The following is a 24,977-nucleotide window of genomic DNA, read 5'->3' as shown; positions in this document are numbered from 1 at the left end:
GCTATCGTCTAATAGATGTTTAAGTAATTTGAAACCAATTATTCAGTAGTTCGAGTTTTAACGCGAGGCTTCCAGAATCCAACCCATCGCACTGTTCGCGTTGCATTTTTCTGGAGTCCACATGGTTGCCCGCACATCTTCCCGACGGTTCTTTACCGCGTTTGCCCTGACCGCCGCACTGGCTGGCGCCAGCCTCAGCGCCATGGCGCAAAAGCCGGTCGAGTTGCTGAATGTCTCCTACGACCCCACCCGCGAGTTGTATGTCGAATTCAACGCCGCCTTCACGAAATACTGGAATGCCAAGACCGGCCAGGACGTCTCCATCAAGCAATCGCATGGGGGCTCGGGCAAGCAGGCCCGGTCCATCATCGACGGCCTGGACGCTGACGTGGCCACGCTAGGCCTGGCCGGTGACACCGATGCGCTGGTCAAAAACGGTGGTTGGGTCACGCCCGATTGGCAGAAAAAGCTGCCACACAACGCATCACCGTACACATCGACCATCGTGCTGGCCGTGCGCCAGGGCAACCCCAAGAACATCAAGGACTGGGACGATCTGATCCGCCCGGACGTCAAGGTCATCACCCCCAACCCCAAGACATCGGGCGGCGCCCGCTGGAACTACCTGGCGGCCTGGGAATTTGCCAAGCGCAAGTTCGGCTCTGACGCCAAGGCCAAGGAATTTGTTGCCAAGCTGTATGGCAATGTGCCCGTACTAGACACCGGTGCCCGTGGCTCCACGATCACCTTTGCGCAGCGCAACCAGGGTGACGTGCTGATCGCCTGGGAAAACGAGGCCTACCTGCTGGAAAAGGAATTCGGCTCCAAGTTCGACATCGTCGCGCCCTCTTTGAGCATCTTGGCGGAACCGGCCGTTGCGGTGGTGGACAGGAACGTGGACAGGAAGGGTACCCGCGCCGTAGCCCAGGCCTACCTGGCATACCTGTGCACCGAAGAAGGCCAGGACATTGCCGGCAAAAACTTCTACCGCCCCGCCGTGTCGGAGAAGGCCAAGGCCAAGTACATCAAACAGTTCGCGCCCATCAAACTGTTCAAGATCGATGAGGCCTTTGGTGGCTGGGCCAAGGCGGACAAGGAGCACTTTGCCGATGGCGGCAGCTTTGACCAGATCTACGTGAAGCGCTGAGCAATCAAAGCAGTCACGCCAGCCGCGCTGGCCATCACGCTGGTCAGCCTTAAGCGACTTTAGTCTGTAGCCCCCGCCGGACGCGCGTAAGCAGCTCACTTTTTGATAGCAATGTTCAACCCCAATGTCAAGGGCGAGGCGGTCATCGTGTTTTAGCAGAGAGCGTGTGCGGGGTCGCACAGATGCCATAGCGTGCAAAAAATAAGATGGCCCATCGAAACTTGAACCCGCAGTGGTGGAGGGGCCATGGATTGGATCGACCTCTTGCAATGGCCTGCGTTTGCCGCGTCGGTAGCGGCTGCGTGGTTGGTGGGCTCAACCCGCGAGCGCTTGCGGTTCTGGGGGTTTTGGACCTTCTTTGCGAGCAACTGCCTGTGGGTCGTATGGGGCTGGCCCGCACATGCATGGGCCCTGGTAGCGCTGCAGTTTTGCCTGGCTGCAATGAACATTCGGGGTCTGAAGAAGGCAGACCCCGATGCTCCGAAAAAAGAGACCTGATCAGACGACCGGGTTCAGGTTCACCTTGGGAAAGTCCAGCGGCACATCGAACGCCACGTTGACATAGTTGGTGAAGATGTTCAGCGCGACATGGGCCAGGATCTCGACGATGTGCTCGTCGGTGTAGCCTACAGCGCGCAGTGCGGCGATGTCGTCATTCGACAGTTGTGCGCGGTTGCGCACGATCTTGCGTGCGAAGTCCAGCGCGGCTTGCGTCTTGGGGTCTGCAGAGCGGCCGGCTTGCGCAGCTGACATTTCATCCGCACTGGCGCCAGCCCCCTTGCCCAGCACCGTGTGGGCTGCCAGGCAGTATTCACAGCGGTTCTGGTCGGCAATGGCCACGGCGATCTGCTCGCCCAGTTTGGCCCCCAATACGCCCGAGCCGAGTGCGCCAAAAGCACCCCACATGCTCTTCAGCGCAGCGGGCGAGTTGGCTACCGCCTTGAACATATTGGGCGTCGCGCCAAAGGCTTTATGGACCTGGGCCAGCAAAACCTGGCGCTCGGCTGTGGTGTCGGTCGGGTTGATAAGTTGTACGCGTGACATGGTAAGTTTCCTTGAAGTGAAAGTGAAGGGTTGGGGGATCAGGATCAGTGGTCGACTTTGCCGGGTAGCGACAAATTGCCCGAGGCGACTTTGAAGACGTCTGCCACGCACAGCAGCGGGTTGTGCACGCTGGCATTGACGCGCAACGCGGCCGTCACGCCATCAAAACTGGCTGCCTGGACGACGCCAATGTCGTCGAACGGCACCTTGACCTCCAGCGATTTGCCTTTGAACACCGGGTTCCAGCCGGGGCTGTCGATCAGGATGGGCAGGCCAGGCCATGTCTTGGGCAACTTGGGCTTGGCGCCTTCGGGAATATCCACCACCTTCAAGGCGCCTGGTCCGCAGGCTTCATCGGTCTGCAGCACGACCCAGTGCGAGTGCCATTCGCCACCACCGCCGGCGAACAGCGGGGTGTCGTTGAAATCGGGGTGGCTGGTCACCGCAAAGGCCAGGATGCCGCTTTTGGCTTCGAAACCTACGGCGGACGGGTCTATGGTGGTCGGCCACACGTAGGAGAACACGGTGCTGCCGGCCAGCTTGCCGGTCTTGCCCGGCTTGTTGGCGCCGGCCTTGCCCGACACCGCGATATGGAAGGTCGCGATGTTGCCCTCAGTGGTGATGCGCGTATGGAAAACGTCAAACGGCGCTTTGACCTTGGCGCTGGGCGCGGTTTGGATGCCGCCCGTGTGCGTGCCGTCGTGTGCCACTGCGGCATGCGCAGTACCGGCACAGGCCAAGGCCACGGTGAGTCGCGTGAGTGTTGAATGCAATGTCATGGAAATACCTCTTCAGTTGGAGTGGTGCAACGCTGCACAGAAAGAAGTTTCGCCCTTTGGCGCGTATCATTGGTATCTGTTAATCCATAAAACATACCCATTCGTACAAAATGAGTACTCACCCCATCCAGGCTTTGGACAGGCTCTCGTCGCTGTTGGAGCGATTCCAGGTGTCGGCGCGGCTGTTCCACACCGGTGCGCTATGTGGTGTCAGCACCTTCGATGCAGAGCCCGGCAGGGGCTTCTTTCATGTGCTGCGCAAGGGTGAGATGGTGGTCACCCACAGCAAGGGCGCGCAGGTGCTGCGGCGCATTGAGGCGCGAGAGCCCACGCTGTTTTTCTACCCCCAGCCCCTGGCCCATCAGTTCCACAACGCGCCCGAAGAGGGCTCGGATTTCACGTGCGCGTCTGTCCACTTTGAGGGTGGTGCCAGCCATCCGCTGGTACGGGCCTTGCCGCCGCTGATCGTGCTGCCGTTGGCCAGCGTCCCACGCCTGTCGGCTGCGTTGGACCTGCTGTTCCAAGAGGCAGACCAGCTGCGCTGCGGCCACCGACTGATGGTGGACCGTTTGTTCGAAGTGGTGCTGCTGCAGCTGCTGCGCTGGCTGCTGGACCATGGTGAGGAGGGCGGTGTGGCGATGGGCCTGGTGTCCGGCTTGGCGGACCCCCAACTGGCCCGCGCACTCACCGCCATGCACGAGAGCCCGCAGGCGCCATGGTCGGTAGAGACCTTGGCAGACCAGGCGGTGATGTCGCGCAGCGCGTTTGCGACGCGGTTCAAAAAAGTCGTGGGTGTTGGCCCGGCAGACTACTTGACCGATTGGCGCATGGCCTTGGCCAAGAAGCAGCTCCACCAAGGGCGCTCAGTGAAACACATCGCCCAGGAGTTGGGCTACGCGAACGCGTCAGCCCTGTCCCGTGTATTTGCACAACGCGCGGGCATGTCGCCCCGGCAGTGGCTGGAGCACCGTACGGCGTTTAACGCGTAGAGTGCCCCTGCGCAGTTCCGGCACACCTCAAAAATGTGAGGTCAATGTCAAGCGCACGCTGCGTGGCTCCACCGGGTGAAAGTGCCGGTCCGCAACCCCCTCCACCGGTTCACCTTTGAGCCGCGATACATAGTAGTAGTCGATGTCACTGGCTTTGCTGTCAAACACATTGAACACGTCCAGCGCGAGTTTGGTTTTGCGGCTGAGCTGGTAACCCACGCGCAAGTAGGCCAGCGTTGTGGCATCGGAGCGTTGGCTGTTGTCTTCGATCAAAGGCCGCGGACCAAAGTAGCGCAACTGGAACTGACCCGACCACGGGCCCCTATCGCTCACTGTGGCCCCCACTGACACCACGGTTTCAACCGAGCCGGGTATATAGCGCCCAGCGTTCGGCGCATCACCCTGCGGTGCATTGAACGCGGCACGCGAGAAGGCAATGTCGGCATCAAGCAGCAACCACGGTGTAGCGCGGTAGTGGTTGTTGAATTCGACACCGTAGCGCCGGCTGGCGCCGCTGGCCGCGGTATCGCCCGCATCACCGGAAAAAACCAACTCCGAGCCAATGTCGAGTTGCCACAGTGCCAGAGAACTTTGCAGCCCCGGGATGGCTTCTGTGCGCAACCCCAGCTCGCTGCCGGTCGTGCGCACCAGCGCGGGAGCCGGGTCTATCGGAGTTCCTTCCTTCGGTGCGATGCGCGCTGTAGCGCCCCGGGCATCGTTGCTGTGGAAGCCGCCTCCAAGGTTTACAAAAAACTCGGTCTGGTTCCACGGCCCCAGTATCAATGACAGCTTGGGACTGGTCAGGTCGGCGCTGTTTTGGCCCGAATTGTCGGCGATGGAGCTGCGCACGTCGACGTCCATGCGGTCGTGGCGCAGCCCCAACAGGGTGCGAAAGGTCGGTGTCCATGCGGTGGAGTTTTCTGCGTACACACCCAACAGGCTTTGGCGCACTTGGCTCTCTTGTACGGTCGCGGTGCGCTGCCCGGCAAGGCCCTGGTACAGACCGACGGGGTCCAGCCGGTCCGTGCGCAGGCTGGCGCCAACGGTGGTTGTACTGTCCAGGCCGCCGAAGGGTGTGGCAAACGATCGGCTGGCGGCACCGCCCAGCACGGTGCGGTTTTCTGCCTGGATGAACTGGTCGGCGTTGCCAGGCGGTTCTTGCTGGTCCAGGTTGTAGGTGAAGTTGGACACCAGATTCAGCTTGGATGCGATGGCGTAGGCATTGGCCTTGAAGGTGCCGGTGTCCGCCTTGCGCTCGGTTTGAAAGGACAGGCTGTAGCGTTCGGTGTTGCCGCCGTCGGTAGGGTCCAGCGCGCCGAAGCGGGACACCAGGCCCTGGTCTACAGCGCGTTGTGGAATCTGGTCGGTGGAATGCCAGGCTGCGGTGTAGGCCATGGCGGTGAAGCTGGTTTTAGCGCTCTCGGTGTTGGTGCTGTAGCGCAAGACACCGTTGGCCCGGTGAAAGCGCTCGGGCTCTTGCCAAGGGCCGTTGTTGTGGGCGGTTTCCAATGCGTAGAGCAGCTTGCCGTCCTGCCAGGGAACGGACTGGCTCAGCAGCGCACGGGCGTAGCTGTTTTCACCCAGCGTGAGGGACGCAATGCCCTCTGGCAGGGTGTCGAACAGCCCGAGCCGCGCCACGCCGGCCGAACTGAAGTCGCACTCGTCCGCAAAGTAAGGACCCTTTTTGTAGCTGATGCGGTTCACCAGTTCGGGAATCAGCCAGTTCAGGTCGCTGTAGCCATGGCCATGGGCGTGCGTTGGCATGTTGACGGGCATGCCGTCCACGTAGGTGGCGAAATCGGTTCCGTGGTCGAGGTTGAAGCCGCGCAGAAAGTATTGGTTGGCTTTGCCGTCGCCGCTGTGCTGCGTAACGATGACTCCGGGCACAAACTCCAGTACCTCGGCTGGACGCAATGTCGGGCGGTTTTCGATCAGCTTTGACGTGACCACGCCTTGGCTGGCGGCATCGGAGGTGCCGACGGCGTTGTCATACGTGCCCCGAATGACCACTGGCGCCAAAGCGGCAGCCGGGTCAGAGGTGGTACTAGCTGTGCTTGCCGACGATTGTGAGAAGGCCGGTGCCGCGGCGAGCGCCATGCAAAGCATGCAAGCCCGGGAGATGGTGCTGCGGGAGGGGGCGATCAAGCGGGTGTTGGCCTTGGATGGGCGTTTAAAAGGGGAGCGAGTTTCCACAGGGGACTCCTGGAATGGATTTGAACAACGGGTGGGGCCCAACAGAATCTGTGCGCCAGCAAGGCGACACGTCCACGGCAGGGCTCGCGGACGGGGTTATGCAGATTCAGTGGGGTGGCGCAGACGCGCGGTACGTGTGCCGCTGCCGCGCACAGTTACGCCGCAACGACCGATGGGATTTGAAGACGCGGAGGGCGCAAGGGTGGTGGGATGTGCCGGGAGGCAAGGGTGGCCGCGTGCCCCACGGGCCAAGGGCCGCTGCCGCCATGGACGGCCTCAAAGGCCAACACGCCCCTGGGCGTACCGACGGTGGGCAACAACAAAGCCGCAGCGTTGACGGGGCTATCGGCGTTATCGGCTGCTTTTGCTGCTCCGTCCAAGGCGAGAACACTGGTATCGCCGGGCGCATGGTGGTGGCGCTCAAGCGCGTCATGGTCATGCGTATGGCCGAGGCTTTCGCGGGTTGCTGGCCGGTTGTGGGGGGGCCACAGCAACGGTTCCGGGGCGACGCTCAAGAATTGTCCATGGCCCCACGCCTTCTGTTGCTCCCACCGTGCTGTCCAATCGCTGGCCAGCTCAGAAACTGCCGTGAATACAAATGTGGCGTGGGTTTGCGGCGCTAGGCCGGAGTGTTTGTGCAACGAGCCTAAAACCTGTTGTTGCGTGATGGTCAGCCCCAACAGAGATACAGCGAGCAGCAGCAACCACACCAGGGCCTTCTGGCCGGTGGTGTGGGCTACGTGTCGTTGGGTCATTTGGTATTTCGCGCCTGAGATCAGTTTCACAGCTGAATACGCGGAGAAACGTGATTTGGATTCGAAGTTTGCTGCGGCGGTGAACCCAAAGGGTATCAGACGACTGCCCCGCTCCCGCTCCCACTGTTGGCATGAAGCTGTGTATGGTCCAGAGGCCCTTGCCCATTACCATAGCGGGTCTATGCACCACTTTACACCTCTGTCTGCCGCACTCGGCGGGTTGCTCATCGGCCTGGCTGGCGTGCTGCTCTTGTTGCTCAACGGCCGTATCGCAGGCGTCGCCGGCATTATGGGCAACGCGCTTGCCAAGCCGGTGCGCGAGAACCTTTGGCGCATGCTGTTTCTGCTGGGCCTGGTGCTGGGTGCCGGGGCGTACTACGCGTGGTCGGGCGTGGGCGTGGTGGGTGGCCGCCAGGGCTTTCCGGTTGCGTTGCTGGTGGTTGCCGGCTTGCTGACCGGCTTTGGCACATCGCTGGGCAGTGGTTGCACCAGCGGACATGGCGTCTGCGGGCTGGGGCGTTTGTCGCTGCGCTCGTTGGTGGCCACCGTCACCTTCGTGTCGGTTGCGATCGCCACAAGCTTTGTCGTGCGGCATGTTGTGGGCGTTGCACCATGAGCGCCAGCGGTGGCATCTTGCGTGGTCTGGTCGCTTTGATAAGCGGCACGGTGTTTGGCCTGGGCCTGGCCGTGGCGCAAATGACTGACCCGCGCAAGGTGCTGGATTTTCTGGACATCGCCGGCCAGTGGGATGCCAGCCTGCTGTTCGTGCTGGCCGCCGCGACGGGCCTGTACGCCGTGGCCCACTTCTTCATCAAGAAGCGGTCGGCACCGCTGCTGGACGTGCAGTTTTTCTGGCCAGTGCTAACTGCTGTCGATGCGCGGCTAGTGGTGGGCGCAGCGCTGTTCGGTGTTGGTTGGGGCCTGGCTGGCTACTGCCCGGGGCCGGCCGTGGCCTCGCTGGGCTTTGGCAACCCCGAGGCCCTGTGGGTGCTGCCCTCCATGCTCGTGGGCATGGGCTTGCAGCGCTGGACCGCACGCAAGCGGCGCTAGGCTCGACTCTTCGCGTCATACGTCAAATGGGGTTACAGCCCTCATGCAGTGCGCGTAAGCAGCTATAAAAAAGTAGCGTACTCTCGGGCAAATCCATATCCCGATACGCACATAAACAAAGAACAACATAGTTGTTGGACTTTTGCGAAGAGCTGCTCACAATCCGCTTCACCCTTGGCAACAGCAACCGATGGCAACCGCACCCACCATCATCATCGTGCCCGGCTGGCGTGACTCCGGGCCAGGCCACTGGCAGACGCTATGGGCCTACAGCTTGCCCGGTGCGCAGCGCACACAGCAAGATGACTGGGTAGCGCCGGCGCGCAAGGCCTGGGTGGATTCGCTGTCGCGCCAGATATTGGCGTCCGATGGCCCGGTGGTGGTTGCAGCCCACAGCCTGGGCTGCATCGCCACCACACATCTCCCGCCCGAAGCCGCGGCGCGCATCCAAGGCGCATTGCTGGTAGCCCCTGCCGACCCTGAGCGCCGCAGTGTTTTGGCGGACTTTGCACCGGTGCCCTCCCAGTCCTTGCCCTATCGCAGCATTCTGGTGGCCAGCAGCAATGACCCCTATTGCCCAGTGCGCACGGCCGGTGCCTATGCGCGTGCCTGGGGCAGTGAGTTTGTGCGCCTGCAAAACGCGGGGCATATCAATGTGGAAGCCGGCTTTGGCGCGTGGCCACTGGGGCTGGCGCTGCTGCAATCGTTGATGGGTGAGGGCTGGTTCAGCTTCGAAGGTATTTCTCAAACCAGTCCAGGTAGCGCTGCTGCACGTCACGCCGGTAGCTTGGCAGCTTGAGGCTGTGGTTTTGGCCTGGGTAGATCACCAATTGCGTATCCACGCCCAGCGTCTTCAGGGCCTGGTACATCTGTTCGCCACCGCTGATGGGCACGTTGAAGTCCGACTCGCCACCCAAAAATAGTGTGGGTGTGCGTATGCGGTCGGCATGGAAGAATGGGTAGGACACCTTGATCCACAGGTCTTGCGCCTTCCACGGTGGCCCCATTTCGCGTTCGTATTGCACGCTGTACTGGTCGGAGCCGAACATGCTGAGCTGGTTGGCGCTGCCGGCACCGCTGACGCCAGCTTTGAAGCGTGTGTCGCTGGCAATCAAATAGTCGGTCAATATGCCGCCATAGCTCCAGCCGCCCAGGCCCAGGCGCGCCGGATCGGCTATGCCTTGCTGCACCGCCCAGTCCACGGCCCCCAACAGGTCTTGCACTTCCTTGTTGCCCCAGTCTGCGTAGATGGCTTGCTGGTAGGCATCGCCCCGGCCGCTGCTGCCGCGGTAGTTTGCCTGCAACACCACATAGTCACGGGCACTCAGCAGTTCGCGCATCACCTCATTGAACCCGCCCAAGCGGTGCCCGTCTTGTCCATTGGGGCCGCCGTGTATGAACAGCACCGTGGGATATTTTTGTCCTGCCTGGTAGTTGGGGGGCAGTGTTACCAGGCCATGTACCTCGGTTCCGTCCTTGCTGGCAGCGCTGAATTCCCGCGTTTGGCCCCATTGCAGGGCTGCCACCCAGTCGTCGTTGTGGTGCGTCAGACGTTGCAAAGCAGATGTTTTGCCTGCGTGTTTGAACAGGTGCACTTCGTCCGGCTGCTTGGCATTGCCAGCCAACACGGCCAGCGTGCCGTCACCTGCGATGGAGAGGTAGGAGGCGCTGGCCTGGGTGGGCGTGAGCCGCTCTACCGCGTTGACGCTACCCGGGCCCGCGTCGACACGCACCACATAGCTGCTGCGGTCATCGTCGACGGTGCCATACAGGCTGCGTCCATCCGGTGCCCAGGCGATGGCGTTCTGGAAGCCACGCTCCAGCCCTTGGCTTAGTACGTCCACCGGCCCACCGTCCCGGCTGACCCGGGCCAAGCGGTAGCGCTGGTAGGCTGACAGGCGCACCCCGCCGCCCATCAGGAAAGCCAGGTGGCGGCCATCGGGGCTCCACAACGGGTAGCTGTCTTCGTCGGTGGTGAAGGTGGCTAGTTTGCGTGGCGCGGCCGCTTGCTGGCCTGCCTGCGTGGGCATGTCCATCACCCACAGGCTGGTTTCCTCTGTGCGATCCGCTTCTGCGGAGCGGTTGCTCAGAAACGCCATCTGCCGCCCGTCCGGCGACCAGGCCGGCGCGGTCTCGCCAAAGCTGCCGCTGGTCAGTGGGCTGAGCTTGGACGTGGCCAGGTCCAACACATACAAATGGTTTTTCAGCGCGCTTAGATAACCGTCAATGTCTTTCTTGAAATTGAACCGGTCGATGACGATGGGTGGCTTGGTCTTGCGCTTCCAGCCTTCCATCTGCTCGGGTTCTTCGCGCGGGTCCACGTCGGGCACCACCAGCACCATCTGCTTGCCGTCAGGCGACCAGCGGTAGTCGCTGATGCCGCTCTTGCTGGTGGTGACCTGCTCGGCGTCGCCCCCGCTGCGGCTCAGACGCCACACTTGGGCGTTCTTGCGCGCGGCCTCGTCTTCCCCGCGCGATGCGAGGAATGCCAGCCACTGGCCCTGCGGGTCCCAGCGGGGTTTGCCGTTGACGTCTCCCGCATGCGTCAGGCGCACGTGCTGCTTGCCGTCGGTGCTGCTCATCCACAGGTCTTTTTGCAGCTTGTCTTTTTCTGCGTTTGCCGTCTGCACCGTGTAGGCCACCCACTGCCCGTCGGGCGAGATCTGGGCTTCGGCCACGGTGCGCAGGGCCTCTGCGTCTGCGGTCTGCATGGGATGCGGGGAAGCGGCCCCTGCGGGAGCAGAACCCAGACTGGCCAGCAAGACCAGGAGGATGGCGATGTGTTGAATCATGGCGAAATCTTTCGCGTGCGGTAGAGATGCTGGAATATACAAACAACTAAGAATTCGTTGGAAGCCCAGGCCTAACTGGGCAGAATCGCGGAAACACTTTGCTGGACTCCCCGTTTCCAGCTTCCGAAAACACTGGATGCCCCATGAGCTTCAAACAAAAAGCGACGCTAGCCCTCGCCGTTATTGCACTTAGCGCTAGTAATTTGGTAGCAGCCCAGACCACGTTGCTGAATGCGTCGTACGACGTGGCGCGCGAGTTCTACAAGGACATCAACACCGCCTTCATCGCCAACTACAAGAAAACCACCGGCAAGGACATCAAGATCGACCAGTCGCACGGCGGCTCCAGCGCCCAGGCGCGGGCTGTCAATGATGGCCTGGACGCCGATGTGGTGACCATGAACACCACGACCGACGTCGACTTTTTGGCCAGCACCGGCGCGGTCGCCAAGGACTGGGCCAAGAAATTCCCCAACAACGCCGCACCCACCAGCTCCACGATGCTGTTCCTGGTGCGCAACAACAACCCCAAGGGCATCAAGGACTGGGACGACCTGATCAAGCCCGGCGTGCAGGTCATCGTCGTCAACCCCAAGACTGGCGGCAATGGGCGCATGGCCTATCTGGCGGCCTGGGGCCAGGTCCGCAAAAAGGGCGGCACCGACGCGCAGGCGGCCGAGTTTGTCGCCAAGCTGTACAAGAATGTGCCGGTGCTGGCCAAGGGCGGGCGTGACGCCACCACGATCTTTTTACAACGCAATATCGGCGATGTGCTGATCACGTTTGAATCCGAGGTGGTCTCGGTCGACAAGGAATTTGGTGCTGGCAAGGTGGATGCGATTCACCCCACGGTATCCATCGTGGCCGAGAACCCGGTTGCCGTGGTCGAACGCACGGTGGCCAAGAAGGGTACCGCCGAGCAAGCCAAGGCTTACCTGAACTTCCTGTACACCGACGAAGGCCAGGAGATTGCGGCCCAGCACGCGATCCGCCCCACCAACCCGGCCTTGTTGCAGAAGTACGCCAGCACCTTCAAGCCCATCCAGCTGTTCCGGGCAGAAGAGTACTTTGGCTCTTTCGCGGAGGCGCAGAAGACGCATTTCAACGACGGCGGTCAGTTCGACAAGCTGTACACGGTCAAGTAAGCGCATGTCGGCTTCGCTTACGACCGACTGGCCGCAGGCATCGCGGCCGGCGAGACGGCCCACGCGCCGTGTGCTGCCAGGCTTCAAGCTGACGCTGGGCTTCACCTTGTTCTACTTGAGCATCATCGTGCTGATCCCGCTGTCGGCGCTGGTGTTCAAGACCTTCACGCTGACATGGGATCAATTTGTGTTTGCAGTCAGCAGCCCACGGGTTATGGCCGCCTACCGGCTGACCTTTGGTGCATCCTTCATTGCCGCGGTGGTCAACGCCGTCTTTGGTCTTTTGATTGCCTGGGTGCTGGTGCGCTACAGCTTCCCCGGCAAGAAGATTATTGATGCGCTGGTGGACCTGCCGTTTGCGTTGCCCACTGCCGTGGCCGGCATATCGCTGACCGCGCTGCTGGCCAGCAACGGCTGGATCGGCAGCCTGCTGGAGCCGCACGGCATCCAACTGGCTTTTAACCGCAACGGTGTTGTGATTGCGTTGATCTTCATCGGCCTGCCCTTTGTCGTGCGCACCGTGCAGCCAGTGCTGGAAGATGCCGAAAAGGAACTGGAAGAAGCCGCCACTTGCCTGGGTGCGACGCGCTGGCAGACTTTTCGCTACGTGATCTTCCCCACCGTGGCGCCCGCGCTGCTGACCGGCTTTGCAATGGCCTTTGCGCGCGCCATTGGCGAATACGGGTCCGTCATCTTCATCGCCGGCAATATGCCCATGGTGTCCGAGATCACACCGCTGATCATCATCGGCAAGCTGGAGCAGTATGACTACGCGGGTGCCACCGCGGTGGCTGTTGTGTTGCTGGTCATCTCGTTCGCAATGTTGCTGCTCATCAATGCACTGCAAGCCTGGCAGCGCCGCCGATCCGGGGCACAGTCATGAACAGTAATACCACCGTACGGCGCGCAAGCTCTGGCACCACCGAGCCGGCCTGGGTCAAGTGGACGCTGATTGGCCTGGCGCTGGGTTTTATCTTCTTGTTCCTGATACTGCCCTTGGCGGCCGTCTGTGCCGAAGCCCTGCGCAAGGGGCTAGATGCTTACCTGGATGCCTTCAAAGAGCCCGATGCCTGGAGCGCGATCCGCCTAACTTTGATCACCGCTGCCATTGCGGTACCGCTGAACCTGGTGTTTGGCGTGGCTGCTGCCTGGGCTATTGCCAAGTACGAATTCAAGGGCAAGGCCTTCTTGACGACGCTGGTGGACTTGCCGTTTTCGGTGTCTCCTGTTGTGGCGGGCCTGATCTATGTGCTGATGTTTGGTGCGCAGGGCTGGTTCGGCCCATGGCTGCAGGCGCATGACATCAAGATTGTTTTCGCTGTGCCCGGCATTGTGCTGGCGACGATCTTCGTGACCTTTCCCTTCATTGCCCGGGAATTGATCCCGCTGATGCAGGCCCAGGGCACCGAGGAAGAGCAGGCCGCACAGGTGCTGGGCGCGAGTGGTTGGCAGACCTTCTGGTATGTGACGCTGCCCAACATCAAATGGGGACTGATCTACGGCGTGATCTTGTGCAACGCCCGGGCCATGGGTGAGTTTGGTGCGGTGTCGGTAGTATCCGGCCACATCCGCGGCCAGACCAACACCATGCCGCTGCACGTGGAAATTTTGTACAACGAGTACCAATCGGTGGCTGCGTTTGCGGTGACCTCGCTGCTGGCCCTCTTGGCCCTGGTCACGCTGGTCATCAAGTCCTTTGTCGAGTGGCGGTTTGAGCGCGAGCAAAAAGCTGCGGCAGCATTGCCACCTGAGCGTCCCATGGTCGCCCAGCCCTGAAATATTTTCGAGAAATACCATGAGCATTGCTATCCGCAACGTCAGCAAAGACTTCGGCACCTTCAAGGCCCTGCGCGATGTGAGCCTGGACATAGAGTCGGGCGAACTGGTCGCGCTGCTGGGCCCCTCGGGCTGCGGCAAGACCACACTGCTGCGCATCATTGCCGGTTTGGAGACGGCTGACCAGGGCAACATTTTGTTCAGCGGCGAAGACACGACCGACGTGCATGTGCGCGAGCGCAACGTGGGCTTTGTGTTCCAGCACTATGCGCTGTTCCGCCACATGAGCGTGTTCGACAACGTGGCCTTTGGTCTGCGCATGAAGCCACGGGCCGTGCGCCCGTCCGAAGCGGTCATCAAGCAAAAGGTACACGAGTTGCTGGGTCTGGTGCAGCTGGATTGGCTGTCCGACCGCTACCCGGCGCAGTTGTCCGGCGGCCAGCGCCAGCGCATTGCGCTGGCCCGCGCGCTGGCGGTAGAGCCCAAGGTACTGCTGCTGGACGAGCCCTTTGGCGCGCTCGATGCCAAGGTGCGCAAAGAATTGCGCCGCTGGTTGCGCCGCCTGCACGACGACCTGCACGTCACCAGCATCTTTGTGACCCATGACCAGGAAGAGGCGCTTGAAGTGGCCGACCGCGTGGTGCTGATGAACAGCGGCAGGGTCGAGCAGATCGGCTCACCCCAGCAGGTGTGGGACCACCCGGCCAGCCCCTTTGTCTATGGCTTTTTGGGTGACGTGAATCTGTTCAACGGCCGTGCGCATGAGGGTGAGATGCTGATCGGTGCCGACCACCACGGCGTGCGTTTGGCCAGCCCCGAGCACAGCCAGACACAGGACGCGAAGGCCTTTGCTTACGTGCGGCCGCACGACCTGGATGTACGCCGCTATGTCGCAGGTAGCCATCCAGCCGGCAGCAATGGCCCGCGCGGCATCCCGGCCAAACTGGTACGCGCCATTGTGGTCGGGCCGATCGCACGGCTGGAATTGCTGCCACTGGACGCATCAGCCGCAGGCAGCGGCGACATCATCGAGGCGCAGATTCCCGCGCAGCAGTTCGCCGAAATGGCCTTCAAGGAAGGCGAAACCCTGGAGTTGACACCCCGCAAGGCCAAGGTGTTTGTAGCGCAATAGAAAAAGCGCCTCAAACGGGGTTTCCTGCGGCCTGTGTATTGACAAATGGCCAGCCAAGGCTGACATTGGGACTGTCGCATCGTTGGGTTCTCTATGACATTGGCCACTCGCACAGCACTCTTGCTCAGTGGCATCTTCACTGCTGTCTTCGGCGTGGCCGTCTGGTTGTCGCTGCAATTTTTTGAGGAACGCTATGTCATGCTGGCGGGCCGCCACCAGCTGACCACGCTGCAGGGCTATGCAGAGTCGATAGAGGGAAAGATCGGCACCGTGCACACCACGCTGGCAGGCGCCGGCAAGCTGGTGGACAGCAAGTTGCTGGGCAATCCCAAAGAGGCGCAACGTTTCCTGGATTCGCGCACATTCTTGCAGCGCAACTTCAACCAAGGCCTGTTTCTGTTCGACACCGCGGGGCACCTGGTCGCTGCCAGCCCCGCAACGGTGTCCGCCAACCGCTCCGCGACGATCACCGACACGGAGACCCAGCTCGTGCGGCGCACACTGAGCCTGCGCGAGCCACAGATCAGCGCGCCCTTTGCCATCCCGGGGGCACCCAAGGCGCCGCTGATAGCGCTGAGCGCGCCGGTCTTTGGTCCGGACCAGTCGCTTATCGGCGTCATCCAGGGCAGCCTGCAACTTTTGGACAAAAACTACGCGGGTGGACTGTCCCAGGTCAAGGTCGGCGATACCGGCTATTTGTACCTTCTGACCCGTGACCGCACGATGCTGTTGCACCCTGACCCTGCACGCAGAATGGAACTGGCTGCCAGGCCTGGGCAAAACAAGGGGCTGGATCGCGCCATTGACGAGCATTTTCAGGGCACGACCGAGACGGTCAACTCCACCGGTCTGCATGCGCTGGCCACCTTTGTCGAACTCAAATCCTTGGGCTGGATTCTGGGTGCCAACTTTCCGATGGCCGAGGTGCGCCAGCCATTTCACCAGTCTGCGAATACCGTTGTGGGCTTCGCCTTGGTTGCCAGCTTGCTGCTCTTCGTGCTGATCGCGCTGCTGGTGCGCAGAATGCTGCTGCCGGTGCGGGTGCTGACGCAGCACTTGGCGGCGGTAGGCCAAGGCAAGGCCCAACCGATTGCGCTACCCCCCGCGGGCGAACTCGGACTGATGACGCAGGCCTATAACCAGATGCTGACTGACCTGCATGCCAGTGAGGCCGCGCGCATGGATGGCGAGTGGCAGCTGCGCGAACTGAATGCCGATCTGGAGCAGCGCGTGCGGCAGCGCACCGAAGAACTGGAGACGACCAACGCCGAGTTGACGGACACGCTGCGTGCCAACCTGACCATCAAAAACGAACTCGTACGCTCCGAGAAGCTGGCTGCGCTCGGCAATATGGTTGCCGGGCTGGCCCACGAGCTCAATACGCCGGTGGGCAATGCCTTGCTGGCCGCCAGCGCGCTGCGCGCACGCACCCAGGATATTGGCGCCAGGATGGATGCCGGCGCCATCAAGCGCAGTGACTTCAATGAGTACAAGGTCGACAGCATTGGTGCCGCGCTCCTGGTCGAGAAAAACCTGCACCGCGCCGCCCACCTGATCGACAGCTTCAAACAGGTGGCGGTAGACCAGACGGCGGAGCACCGGCGCAACTTCAACGTGGACCAGACCATTGCAGAGGTGCTGTCCACGTTGGAGTACCAGATGCGCGGCCGACCGATCTCCGTGCATGTGGATCTGCAAGCCAACATAGCGATGGACAGCTACCCCGGGCCACTGGGTCAGCTCATCGTCAACTTCTTCACGAACGCGCTGGCCCACGCTTTTCCAGACAATGCCGCTGGCAACATCTGGATCAGTTGTACACGCAACGGCGAAGACAGCGTCCGCATCGCCTTCAAGGACGATGGTTGCGGCATACCGGACGCGAACCTGGGCAAAGTCTTCGACCCTTTCTTTACGACCCGCTTGGGCCAGGGCGGCAGCGGTCTGGGGCTGAGCATTGCGTTCAACATCGCCACCGGCATGCTGGGCGGTACGCTCGAACTGGTCAGTGCGGTGGGCAAAGGCACCACGTTCACGGCGGTGCTGCCTTGCGTGGCACCCACGCGGGGCCCGGCTTAATCGCCAGCGGGCTCCGCGGGTCCTCTGTTTGCATGCGCGCTTAACTTGGCAATGAAGCGACCCATGTGCGGATCACTGCGCTGCAAAGGAATATTCTCGAAAGCAAACCACTGAACGGTATGGAACTCGCTCGTATCAAAGTGGATGTTTTGCGAACGCTTGGCGTCGACCACGTACCACAAAGACACGTCAATGTGCCCAGCGGTCAAGCCGACAGTCTCAGTGCAGGTAATCATCAGCGGCGGACCGACAGCGTGCTCTGCTGCGAAGCCCAGTTCTTCCTGCAGTTCGCGCGCAACTGTTTCCCGTGGATGTTCGCCCGGCTCCACATGCCCGCCAGCGGGTAGCCACAGTTGCGCGTTCTTGTGGTCTACCAGCAGGATGTGCTGCGCCCGCGCATCGATGACGGCAAAGTACGAGACCAGGTGTTTCGGTGGCGTCGCGGGTTTGGCCTGGCGGATGAGCTCTACCCCCGAGTCCACCCACGCCAGTGCGTCTGCTTGCTGTTGCGCTTCCAGCGGGTCCAATGGCGATATGGATGCAATCTCAGAGCGGATGTGCTGTCGGTGCAGGACTTCGCCATCGTCGGTGGTTTTGTGTTCGCTCAAGGTGCGGGCTTGGGCGAGCAGGGCTGCCAGAGGGTTCACTGGCTAACCCCAGTGGTTAGAGAACGATTGACCATGCCATCACCCACGTTCAATCTCTTCAAAATTAAACAATGCTTTGAGCGTCAACCCCGCCGCCTGCAGTGCTTCAGCGCCCCCGCTTTGCCGGTCGATGACACATAGGGCGATCTCTGGCACCATGCCGTCGGCCTTCAGCTTGGCCATCGCATCAATGATCGCGCCGCCGCTGGAGACAACGTCCTCGACCAGGATGAAGCGCTTGCCTTGCAGCGAGGCGCCCTCCGCATAGCGGCAGGTTCCGTAGTCCTTGGGTTCCTTGCGTATGAAGGCGGCGGGAATCTGGGTGATCTGGCTCAACATCGTGACGATGGGGATGCCGCCCATTTCCAACCCTGCCAGCACTTCGGTACCTGGTGGTACCAGCGGCGCCATGGCTTCAGCAATGGCGCGTAGCAGCGCCGGGTCTGACTCGAATTGGTACTTGTCGAAATAGGTATTGCTGGTAAGGCCCGAGCGTAGGACAAAGTGTCCTGAGATGCGGGCGCTGCTACGTATCCGGGTGGCGAGTGTTTGCATGCCGGCCATGCTACTGCATCACGTTATACGGTCGTACTGGTTTCAGGCTCCTTGGGAACAAGGAGCCGACCCGTCGAATTCTGCCTTTGAGCTTCCGCAAGACGGCACAACGGTACCCGAAATGAGTTTCTCTATACTCGTTGTTTCAAAAAAAGGGAGGGATGGCAATGATAAGAAACTGCCTCGCCGTACTGGCGGTGTGCGTTGGCATGCAGGGATGCGCGACCGCGTATTCGAGTTCAGGGTTGACCGGCGGCTATTCGCAAGCGCGCGTCAATGAGCGTCTGATCAAGGTCTATTTTTCCGGCAACGGTTTCATCACGGCTGATCGGGTTCAGACCTTTGCGCTGTATCGTTGTGCCGAAATTGCGCGGGACGCCAAGAAGTCCTATTTCACGGTTTACGACAGTCTCTTGGCGGCTGCGCGCGACATGCCCTCCAAGCAGCCGGGCGTGGGAACGCTGGGTGGGAAACCTCTGGCGTTCGCTTTCGTGGCGTTGGAAGACGGGCCACGTCCAGGCGCACAAGAAGTGGGCGCTGTTTTGGCCGCGCTGGCGCTGCAGGTACAGCCTGAGGCGAGTCCTGCAGGAGCGCAACGATGATCCGCAAAAGCTGGTCCAGATATTCCACGCTCACACTGCTCACCGTACTGTTGTCGGGATGTTTGACGACCTACGTGGCCCGTCCTGACGAGCCCATGGTGACGGTACACACAGTTGGCTTTGGTCAGCCGCAAATGTGCAAAGACGGCCAATACTATTTGGCTCCGAAGCACAAGAGCCTAGAAAATGCCGTCAATGTCCCTGCTGGCGATCGCATCACCGTGGGTGCAAACCTGGTATCGGATGGCTACCAGGTCGTCCACTACTGCCGACCATTCCTGAGTTTTCAGCCAAAGGTCGGTCAGACCTATTTCATGAACAGTGCGATGAGCGGAGATGGCCGGTGCGGCGTGGAGTTGGTGCGCGAGGATACTTCCAGCAGGACGGGATTGGCGGTCGAGCCTTCGGTGGCCCGCCCGACGTGCTCTGGCACCAAATAGTCCATCGTTTGCATTGCATCCTGGGCGCTAGCAGGTCAAGGTTCGGTGGAGCAATCAGACCCCTGACGCGCAGCGCGGGTGGAGCGCACGGTCGTGGCAAGCCTCACATGCGGTTGTACCGGTTCACCAACCGCATGCCCTGCTGGCTTCCCGGGTTGTCTCGGGCAAAGGCCTCGCGGGCGCGGGCGTAGCCGTAGTTCCAGTGTTCTTCCATGTGCTGCACAAAGACCGGGTAGCTGGGCGGTGCTTCCAGGCGGACGCGGTTCTCGCGCCAGGCCAGCACCTTTCGCAGATAGGGTTTGGCCAGGGCCTGCTCGATGTCGGACGTGTCTATCCACACATCTGCGTGCTGGGCGTGCACCTCGCGCAGGCGCTGGTTGGCATCGGTGCCCAGCACGGCCCGCCAGGCCGGGACCGACATCACCTGGTCAAACGGGGCCTTGAATTCGATGACCACACGGTCCGCCAGCAGGTGGGCCATCTCGATGGGGAACAGGTCGACCACACCGCCCATATAGTGCGCGCCTGCGTGCGGGTGGCAGTTGAAATAGTACATGTCGGAGACGGATATCCGCGCTGCCACGCCCAGCGGCATGCTCGTGTCGGTGACAACGTGCGGCGCCACGGCGCTGTTGTTCAATCCCGGCGCACCCAGCGGTGCCGACGCGCCGTCCAGCAGCTGCGCTGCGCGGGGATTGCAGAACACGGTTTGCTCGAACAGCTTGCGCCGCCCGCGCCGATGGCCCACGTCGGCTGGCGTGTACAGCAGCTTGCCACCAACCAGCGCCACATCGGGACCACGGGCAGCACCCGGTAGTGCCAGCTGCGGCAGCGCCGGCAGTGCAAACAGGTAGTTGCCAAACAGGTCGGGCACACGCGGTGCCGGGTGCCGGTTGAGGGCGCGGCCGGCCACGCCCAGCAGTGTGCGGTGGATGGTGGCGGCCTCGGCAGGGCGGATCGCACTCCAGAAGCGGTGCATCTCAGGCGATGCCAGCCAGGCTTTTTGTGCGGCTGGGTCCGGCAGCGTGTGGATCACGGCAGCGGCGATGGCGCCACCGCAACTGGCCAGCACCAGGTCGGGCGGTTGGCCGGCGTCACAGGCAGCCGCATACATGCCCAGGTAGATGCCGAAGCGAAAGCCGCCTCCGGACAAGACCATGCACTGCCGGTATTTGTTTTGTGTTTGCACAGGTGTGGCAAAAAGGGTTGGCTGCTGGACGCTACGTTTTTAATAGCTGCTTACGCACGTTCCACGAGGGCTACAGCCCGATTTGGCTTACAGGCCACAGCCACGCATCAGCAGGGACACCACATGCTCGGTGGCCCGCGCGTGGTCCTTGGACGATAGCGCCTTGCGCCCCAGCACCGCGCAGACCTGGACGTCAAAGTCGGCATAGGTCTGCGTGGCTGCCCAGATCGTGAAGAACAGATGGGTGGCATCTACCGGTGCCATGCGTCCGGCGTCTATCCAGCCCTGGATGACCGCAGATTTTTCTACGACCAGTGGGCGTAACTCGGATTTCAAAATGGCTTTGACCACCGGTGCACCGTTCAGCATCTCGTTGGCGAAGACCTTGGAGCCGTCGGGCCGCTGGGCCGACAAGTCCATCTTGACGCGGATGTACTGCTCCAGTGCGGCGCGCGGGTCGGCGTCAGCCCGGATGCCCTGGGTGGGTGCCAGCCAGTCGCCCAGCGTACGGGCCAGTACGGCGCGGTACAGCACGTCTTTGCTGCCAAAGTAGTAGTGCAGGTTGGCTTTGGGCAAACCGCTGGCCGTGGCGATGGCGGCCATGGTGGCGCCACCAAAGCCCGCGCGTGCAAACACTTTTTCTGCAGCCGCCAGGATGCGGTTTTCATTGGACTTGCGGATCTGGCCTTTGACGGGATCTTCGTCGGGTGCCGGCGATGCTGCGGCGGATTTGCGGGTGCGCGAAATGGTGGCGTTGGGTAGTGTCATAGTGCAGAAAAAAGGGTCGCACCGCTGTGGATACGACCCTGGGGGAGTCTCTTACTTTATTTGGCCGCGGCGTCCCACACCACATGCGACATCGCAGCAGCGCCGGGGTCTTTCTTGATGACGGGTGAGCTGCCACCGGCCAGCAGGACCTTGACGGTGCGCTCATAGGCCGCAGGCTCCAGGTAGCCAATCTTCGGTGTGCCGGCATTGGTGATCAGCTTGGCCACGTTCTCCATCTGGCGCTTCTGTACCTTCAGGGTAGCGCTGCCGGATGCATCCGCTGCGACAACGACCTTGGCTGCAGCCTCGGGGTCTTTGACGGCGTCGTTCCAGCCCTTGAAGGTGGCCTTCAAAAACTTGGCCATGCGCGCGACAAAGGCCGGGTCTTTCAGTTTGGCCTCCAGCACATACAGGCCGTCTTCCAGCGTGGCAACGCCTTCCTTTTCATAGAAGAAGGTGACGAGGTCGCTTTCTTTGACGCCAGCGTCCACGACCTGCCAGTACTCGTTGTAGATCATCGTCGAGATACAGGCGGCCTGGTTCTGCAGCAGCGGGTCCACATTGAAGCCCTGCTTGAGGATCTTGATGTCGGAGTCGGGCTTGTTGCCCAGCTTGGCCATCCAGTTCAGGAACGGGTATTCGTTGCCGCCGTACCAGACGCCCAGGGTCTTGCCCTTCAGGTCCTTCGGGGTGGTGACGCCGCTGGCTTTCTTGCAGGTCAGCATCAGGCCGGACTGGTTGAACACCTGGGCGATGTTGACCAGTGGAACACCGGCTTCACGCGAGGCCAGTGCCGATGGCATCCAGTCCACGATGACGTCGGCGCCGTTGCCGGCAATCACCTGTGCGGGGGCAATGTCCGGGCCGCCGGGCTTGAGGGTCACGTCCAGCCCCTCGGCCTTGTAATAGCCCTTGGCCTGCGCCACGTAGTAGCCGGCAAATTGCGCCTGTGGCAGCCACTTCAATTGCACGGTCACCTTGTCGGCGGCGTGGGCGGTCATGCCGCACACCGCCACCACCGCGGCCATCAGGCCTTTGCTCACCAGAGAAGAACGACGGGTCATGGAACACTCCTTGGGTTTGAGGACGGAAACACACACAAACGGGACATTGCTGCAAGTTGCATTATTTGCCACGAATCGACGGATGCCAGAAAGCGGCACGCCGCTCCAGCTGTACAAGCAAGGCATAGGCCAGCGAGCCGGTGACCGCAGCCACCACGATCGCACCCCAAACCAGCGACATGTTCATGCGCGCCGCCTCGGTCGATATCCGAAAGCCCAGGCCCACCGTCGGTGAGCCAAAAAATTCGGCGACGATGGCGCCAATCAGGGCCAGAGTGGCGTTTACTTTGAGCGCACCAAAGATAAACGGCGTGGCGGCTGGCAGCCGTAGCGACCACAGCGTGCGGCTGTAGCTGGCTGCATAACTGTGCATCAGTTCGCGCTCCAGTTTGCCGGAAGACTTCAAACCCGCCAGCGTGGACACCAGCATCGGGAAGAAGGTCATCAGCACGACGACTGCTGCCTTGGACGGCCACTCGAAACCAAACCACATCACCGCAATCGGCGCCACGGCCACAAGCGGCACGGTACTGGTGAGGGACGCCAGCGGCAACAGGCCGCGTTGCAAGAACGGCATGCGGTCAATGGCCACCGCCACCGCGAACCCCAGGCCGCTGCCCAGCAACCAGCCCACGCACACGGCCTTCAACACGGTCTGGTTGAAGTCGTCCCACAGTTTGCCGGGGTTGTCGACCAGGGCCTGCAGTATGAGTGTGGGCGCAGGCAGCAGCACGCGGGGCACTTCAAACGCCACGACCAGCATCTGCCAGAAGTACAGTACCCACAGGCCAAACAGTGCGGCGGTCAACACGCCGTCAAAGCGCGTACCCTGGATGGCGGCGACGCGGCGCAGGGTCCACAGCGCAGTTGCGCCTAAGGCCATAAGCGTCAACCAGAAAACAGGCGTGGGCGGGGTGGTGCCTTGGGCTGTGGAATGCAAGAACAGCAGGCTTGCGGCCACGAGGGATGCGATCACAGCGATTGCAGTTGTGCGGTGGGAAGGTTTCTGCACGGTCGGCAACGAGTGCGTTGTGCGCGCTGCGGGTGGCTCGGGTGCGGTGGGTTTTGTCATGGCTGCCTCCGATGTCGCAGCGCCAGGTGTTCGGTGCCGGCCACCAACGTGGTCAGCAGCAATCCCAAAAGCGCCGACATTACCAGCGCTGACCAGATGGCCAGCGTGTTGCCATAGTAAGAGCCCGTCAGCAACCGCGCGCCCAGGCCGGCCGTTGCACCGGTCGGCAGCTCGGCCACCATCGCACCGACCAAGCTTGCGGCGATGCCCACGCGCAGTGCAGGAAACAAAAAGGGCAGGGCGGCGGGCAGGCGCAGCAGCCACAGCGCTTGCCAGCGGCTGGCGGCATAGGTGTGCATCATTTCGGTTTCGATGGCCTGCGGCGAGCGCAGTCCCTGCACCATGGCCACGGTGACGGGGAAGAAGCTCAGGTACATCGCAATCGCCGCCTTGGGTGCCAGGCCCTCCAGCCCCAGGCTGCCCAGGATGACCAGCACAATGGGCGCAATCGCTAGCACCGGCACGGTTTGTGATGCCACGATCCACGGCAGCAAGGCCCGGTCCAGCGTGCGCGAATGCACGATGGCCACAGCCAGCAGCAGGCCCAACAGCGTGCCCAGCACAAAGCCCACCAGCGTGGTCTGCCCGGTCACCGCTACATGGAACAGCAGGTTGCGGGGGGAGTCGATGGGCCAGTCCACGAGGCTGGACCAGAAGTCCAGCGCAATCTGGTGCGGTGCCGGCAGCACCGGGCGCTCCATGTTCAGCGTGGTGCTGAGAACGTCTTGCCAGGTGAAGGGATTGCCGGCCGGCGTCAGCACGCGCTCGACAGCGGCGCTGGTGTTCATGGCCCAGGCCGCGGCATACCAAGCTAGCAGTAACACGGCCAAAACCACGGCGACTGGCAGCCCGCTAGAGCAGATCCGGCTGGCCCAGGAAGCCTGAGGCGGATTACTCGTGGTGGCCATCGGCAAGCGCCTCGCGCACCTCGTGTGCCACATCCATAAAAGCTTGGGTATCGCGCAGGCCCAGGTGGCGCGCATCGGGTAGCGGCGAGTCAATCACCTTGACGATGCGCCCCGGCCTCGGTGACATTACGACGATCTTGGTCGACAGGTAGACCGCCTCGGCAATCGAATGTGTGACGAACACCACGGTGCGTCGCTCGCGCTGCCACAGCTGCTGCAGCTGTTCGTTGAGCCGGTCGCGGGTGATTTCGTCCAGTGCGCCAAAGGGCTCGTCCATCATCAAGATTTTGGGCTCAAAGGCCAGCGCGCGGGCGATGGACACGCGCTGTTGCATGCCGCCCGACAGTTGCCACGGGTACTTGCCTTCAAAACCCTTGAGCCCCACGCGCTCCAGATGCGCCAGTGCAGTGCTGCGGTTCTGGGCTTTGTCGCCGCCCTGAATTTGCAATGGCAGCATCACATTGCCCAAAACGGTGCGCCACGGGAACAAGGCTGGTGCCTGGAATACGTATCCGTAGGCACGGGCCATGCGCGCGTCGTGCGGGCTGACGCCGTTAACCTGTACGTCCCCCTCGGTGATGTGTTCCAGGTCGGCAATCACGCGCAGCAGTGTGGTCTTGCCGCAGCCCGAGGGCCCTATCAGCGATACGAATTCGCCGTCGTCGATGCGCAGGTCGATGTTGCTGAGCGCTTGAACCGGGGTGTCGGCCGTCTGGTAGACCAGGCTGGCATTGCGCACCTCTACTGCCGCTGTAGATCTGTTGGTGCCGTTGCCCGTGTGGGTGAACGGTAGGGTGGCAGGAGCTGCGGTAGGGTGATCAGGTTTCATGGACAAAAGCTAACCATCTGGT

26 protein-coding genes are annotated in these 24,977 nt (G+C 61.8%); 13 read left to right on the top strand and 13 right to left on the bottom strand.

Features of this window, described 5'->3' with window-relative positions:
* Positions 1 to 121: 121 nt before the first annotated feature.
* Positions 122 to 1,147, top strand: a complete 1,026-nt coding sequence (locus tag AC097P_RS03045; RefSeq protein WP_479608879.1) for a sulfate ABC transporter substrate-binding protein — start codon at positions 122 to 124, stop codon at positions 1,145 to 1,147.
* 246 nt (positions 1,148 to 1,393) lie between these two features.
* Positions 1,394 to 1,645 (top strand): hypothetical protein, encoded by a 252-nt coding sequence (locus AC097P_RS03040; protein ID WP_479608878.1) that lies wholly within the window; start codon positions 1,394 to 1,396, stop codon positions 1,643 to 1,645.
* On the opposite strand, the gene AC097P_RS03035 is transcribed toward AC097P_RS03040, so the two are convergent.
* Both AC097P_RS03035 and AC097P_RS03030 read right to left on the bottom strand, forming a co-directional pair.
* Positions 1,646 to 2,191, bottom strand: a complete 546-nt coding sequence (locus tag AC097P_RS03035) for a carboxymuconolactone decarboxylase family protein (RefSeq protein ID WP_479608877.1) — start codon at positions 2,189 to 2,191, stop codon at positions 1,646 to 1,648.
* A gap of 44 nt (positions 2,192 to 2,235) precedes the next feature.
* On the bottom strand, positions 2,236 to 2,970 hold the full coding sequence (locus tag AC097P_RS03030; RefSeq protein ID WP_479608876.1) for a hypothetical protein: 735 nt from the start codon (positions 2,968 to 2,970) through the stop codon (positions 2,236 to 2,238).
* A 110-nt stretch (positions 2,971 to 3,080) separates the two neighbouring features.
* Here AC097P_RS03030 and AC097P_RS03025 point away from each other — a divergent pair, with 110 nt between their 5' ends.
* Complete coding sequence (locus AC097P_RS03025; RefSeq protein ID WP_479608875.1) at positions 3,081 to 3,959, top strand: AraC family transcriptional regulator; 879 nt, start codon at positions 3,081 to 3,083, stop codon at positions 3,957 to 3,959.
* Positions 3,960 to 3,986: 27 nt separating this feature from the next.
* Here AC097P_RS03025 and AC097P_RS03020 read toward each other — a convergent pair whose 3' ends face one another.
* Together AC097P_RS03020 and AC097P_RS03015 are read right to left on the bottom strand one after the other, a co-directional pair.
* The gene (locus tag AC097P_RS03020; RefSeq protein ID WP_479608874.1) at positions 3,987 to 6,152 is read right to left on the bottom strand and encodes a TonB-dependent receptor; all 2,166 of its coding nucleotides are present in this window, start codon (positions 6,150 to 6,152) and stop codon (positions 3,987 to 3,989) included.
* A 155-nt stretch (positions 6,153 to 6,307) separates the two neighbouring features.
* Positions 6,308 to 6,907 carry a hypothetical protein gene (locus AC097P_RS03015; RefSeq protein WP_479608873.1) on the bottom strand — a complete coding sequence of 200 codons (600 nt, stop codon included), beginning with the start codon at positions 6,905 to 6,907 and terminating at the stop codon, positions 6,308 to 6,310.
* Positions 6,908 to 7,088: 181 nt separating this feature from the next.
* On the opposite strand from AC097P_RS03015, the gene AC097P_RS03010 reads away from it, so the two are divergent.
* The 3 genes from AC097P_RS03010 (at position 7,089) to AC097P_RS03000 (ending at position 8,756) form a co-directional block, all read left to right on the top strand.
* Positions 7,089 to 7,523, top strand: a complete 435-nt coding sequence (locus AC097P_RS03010) for a YeeE/YedE family protein (protein WP_479608872.1) — start codon at positions 7,089 to 7,091, stop codon at positions 7,521 to 7,523.
* Entirely contained in the window at positions 7,520 to 7,957 is a 438-nt protein-coding gene (locus AC097P_RS03005; protein WP_479608871.1) for a DUF6691 family protein, read from the top strand. The genes AC097P_RS03010 and AC097P_RS03005 overlap by 4 nt, the downstream gene beginning before the upstream one ends.
* 190 nt (positions 7,958 to 8,147) lie before the next feature.
* On the top strand, positions 8,148 to 8,756 hold the full coding sequence (locus AC097P_RS03000; RefSeq protein WP_479608870.1) for an RBBP9/YdeN family alpha/beta hydrolase: 609 nt from the start codon (positions 8,148 to 8,150) through the stop codon (positions 8,754 to 8,756).
* On the opposite strand, the gene AC097P_RS02995 is transcribed toward AC097P_RS03000, so the two are convergent.
* On the bottom strand, positions 8,683 to 10,749 hold the full coding sequence (locus AC097P_RS02995) for a prolyl oligopeptidase family serine peptidase (protein WP_479608869.1): 2,067 nt from the start codon (positions 10,747 to 10,749) through the stop codon (positions 8,683 to 8,685). The two genes, AC097P_RS03000 and AC097P_RS02995, sit on opposite strands and share 74 nt — an antisense overlap.
* A gap of 143 nt (positions 10,750 to 10,892) precedes the next feature.
* Here AC097P_RS02995 and AC097P_RS02990 point away from each other — a divergent pair, with 143 nt between their 5' ends.
* The 5 genes from AC097P_RS02990 (at position 10,893) to AC097P_RS02970 (ending at position 16,881) form a co-directional block, all read left to right on the top strand.
* On the top strand, positions 10,893 to 11,894 hold the full coding sequence (locus tag AC097P_RS02990) for a sulfate ABC transporter substrate-binding protein (RefSeq protein WP_479608868.1): 1,002 nt from the start codon (positions 10,893 to 10,895) through the stop codon (positions 11,892 to 11,894).
* Positions 11,895 to 11,898: 4 nt separating this feature from the next.
* Positions 11,899 to 12,777: a sulfate ABC transporter permease subunit CysT gene (gene cysT, locus AC097P_RS02985; RefSeq protein ID WP_479608867.1), complete on the top strand. Its 879-nt coding sequence runs from the start codon at positions 11,899 to 11,901 to the stop codon at positions 12,775 to 12,777.
* A complete protein-coding gene (cysW, locus tag AC097P_RS02980; protein ID WP_479608866.1) occupies positions 12,774 to 13,670 on the top strand; it encodes a sulfate ABC transporter permease subunit CysW in 897 nt (298 codons plus the stop codon). The genes cysT and cysW overlap by 4 nt, the downstream gene beginning before the upstream one ends.
* A 19-nt stretch (positions 13,671 to 13,689) precedes the next feature.
* The gene (locus AC097P_RS02975) at positions 13,690 to 14,802 is read left to right on the top strand and encodes a sulfate/molybdate ABC transporter ATP-binding protein (protein WP_479608865.1); all 1,113 of its coding nucleotides are present in this window, start codon (positions 13,690 to 13,692) and stop codon (positions 14,800 to 14,802) included.
* Between the two features lie 93 nt (positions 14,803 to 14,895).
* On the top strand, positions 14,896 to 16,881 hold the full coding sequence (locus tag AC097P_RS02970) for a sensor histidine kinase (RefSeq protein WP_479608864.1): 1,986 nt from the start codon (positions 14,896 to 14,898) through the stop codon (positions 16,879 to 16,881).
* On the opposite strand, the gene AC097P_RS02965 is transcribed toward AC097P_RS02970, so the two are convergent.
* Entirely contained in the window at positions 16,878 to 17,528 is a 651-nt protein-coding gene (locus AC097P_RS02965; RefSeq protein ID WP_479608863.1) for an NUDIX domain-containing protein, read from the bottom strand. The genes AC097P_RS02970 and AC097P_RS02965 overlap by 4 nt on opposite strands.
* Before the next feature lie 39 nt (positions 17,529 to 17,567).
* A complete protein-coding gene (gene pyrE / locus AC097P_RS02960) occupies positions 17,568 to 18,083 on the bottom strand; it encodes an orotate phosphoribosyltransferase (RefSeq protein WP_479608862.1) in 516 nt (171 codons plus the stop codon).
* 161 nt (positions 18,084 to 18,244) lie between these two features.
* On the opposite strand from pyrE, the gene AC097P_RS02955 reads away from it, so the two are divergent.
* Both AC097P_RS02955 and AC097P_RS02950 read left to right on the top strand, forming a co-directional pair.
* A complete protein-coding gene (locus AC097P_RS02955) occupies positions 18,245 to 18,685 on the top strand; it encodes a CC0125/CC1285 family lipoprotein (protein ID WP_479608861.1) in 441 nt (146 codons plus the stop codon).
* A complete protein-coding gene (locus AC097P_RS02950; protein WP_479608860.1) occupies positions 18,682 to 19,125 on the top strand; it encodes a hypothetical protein in 444 nt (147 codons plus the stop codon). Before AC097P_RS02955 ends, AC097P_RS02950 begins: the two co-directional genes overlap by 4 nt.
* Positions 19,126 to 19,228: 103 nt before the next feature.
* Here AC097P_RS02950 and AC097P_RS02945 read toward each other — a convergent pair whose 3' ends face one another.
* The 6 genes from AC097P_RS02945 to AC097P_RS02920 all read right to left on the bottom strand — a co-directional run bounded on the left by AC097P_RS02945 (position 19,229) and on the right by AC097P_RS02920 (position 24,955).
* On the bottom strand, positions 19,229 to 20,314 hold the full coding sequence (locus AC097P_RS02945; protein WP_479608859.1) for a patatin-like phospholipase family protein: 1,086 nt from the start codon (positions 20,312 to 20,314) through the stop codon (positions 19,229 to 19,231).
* Positions 20,315 to 20,401: 87 nt separating this feature from the next.
* On the bottom strand, positions 20,402 to 21,082 hold the full coding sequence (locus AC097P_RS02940; protein WP_479608858.1) for a TetR family transcriptional regulator C-terminal domain-containing protein: 681 nt from the start codon (positions 21,080 to 21,082) through the stop codon (positions 20,402 to 20,404).
* A 56-nt stretch (positions 21,083 to 21,138) separates the two neighbouring features.
* Complete coding sequence (locus AC097P_RS02935; RefSeq protein WP_479608857.1) at positions 21,139 to 22,146, bottom strand: ABC transporter substrate-binding protein; 1,008 nt, start codon at positions 22,144 to 22,146, stop codon at positions 21,139 to 21,141.
* A 61-nt stretch (positions 22,147 to 22,207) separates the two neighbouring features.
* A complete protein-coding gene (locus tag AC097P_RS02930) occupies positions 22,208 to 23,218 on the bottom strand; it encodes an ABC transporter permease (RefSeq protein ID WP_479608856.1) in 1,011 nt (336 codons plus the stop codon).
* Complete coding sequence (locus AC097P_RS02925; RefSeq protein WP_479608855.1) at positions 23,215 to 24,006, bottom strand: ABC transporter permease; 792 nt, start codon at positions 24,004 to 24,006, stop codon at positions 23,215 to 23,217. Before AC097P_RS02925 ends, AC097P_RS02930 begins: the two co-directional genes overlap by 4 nt.
* Positions 24,007 to 24,109: 103 nt before the next feature.
* Positions 24,110 to 24,955: an ABC transporter ATP-binding protein gene (locus AC097P_RS02920; RefSeq protein ID WP_479608854.1), complete on the bottom strand. Its 846-nt coding sequence runs from the start codon at positions 24,953 to 24,955 to the stop codon at positions 24,110 to 24,112.
* Between the last annotated feature and the right edge of the window lie 22 nt (positions 24,956 to 24,977).

It is taken from the genome of Rhodoferax sp. ZS1R8, assembly GCF_056521325.1.
The sequence above is the reverse complement of the archived record's forward strand: the minus strand, read 5'-3'. Positions and strand labels throughout refer to the sequence as shown.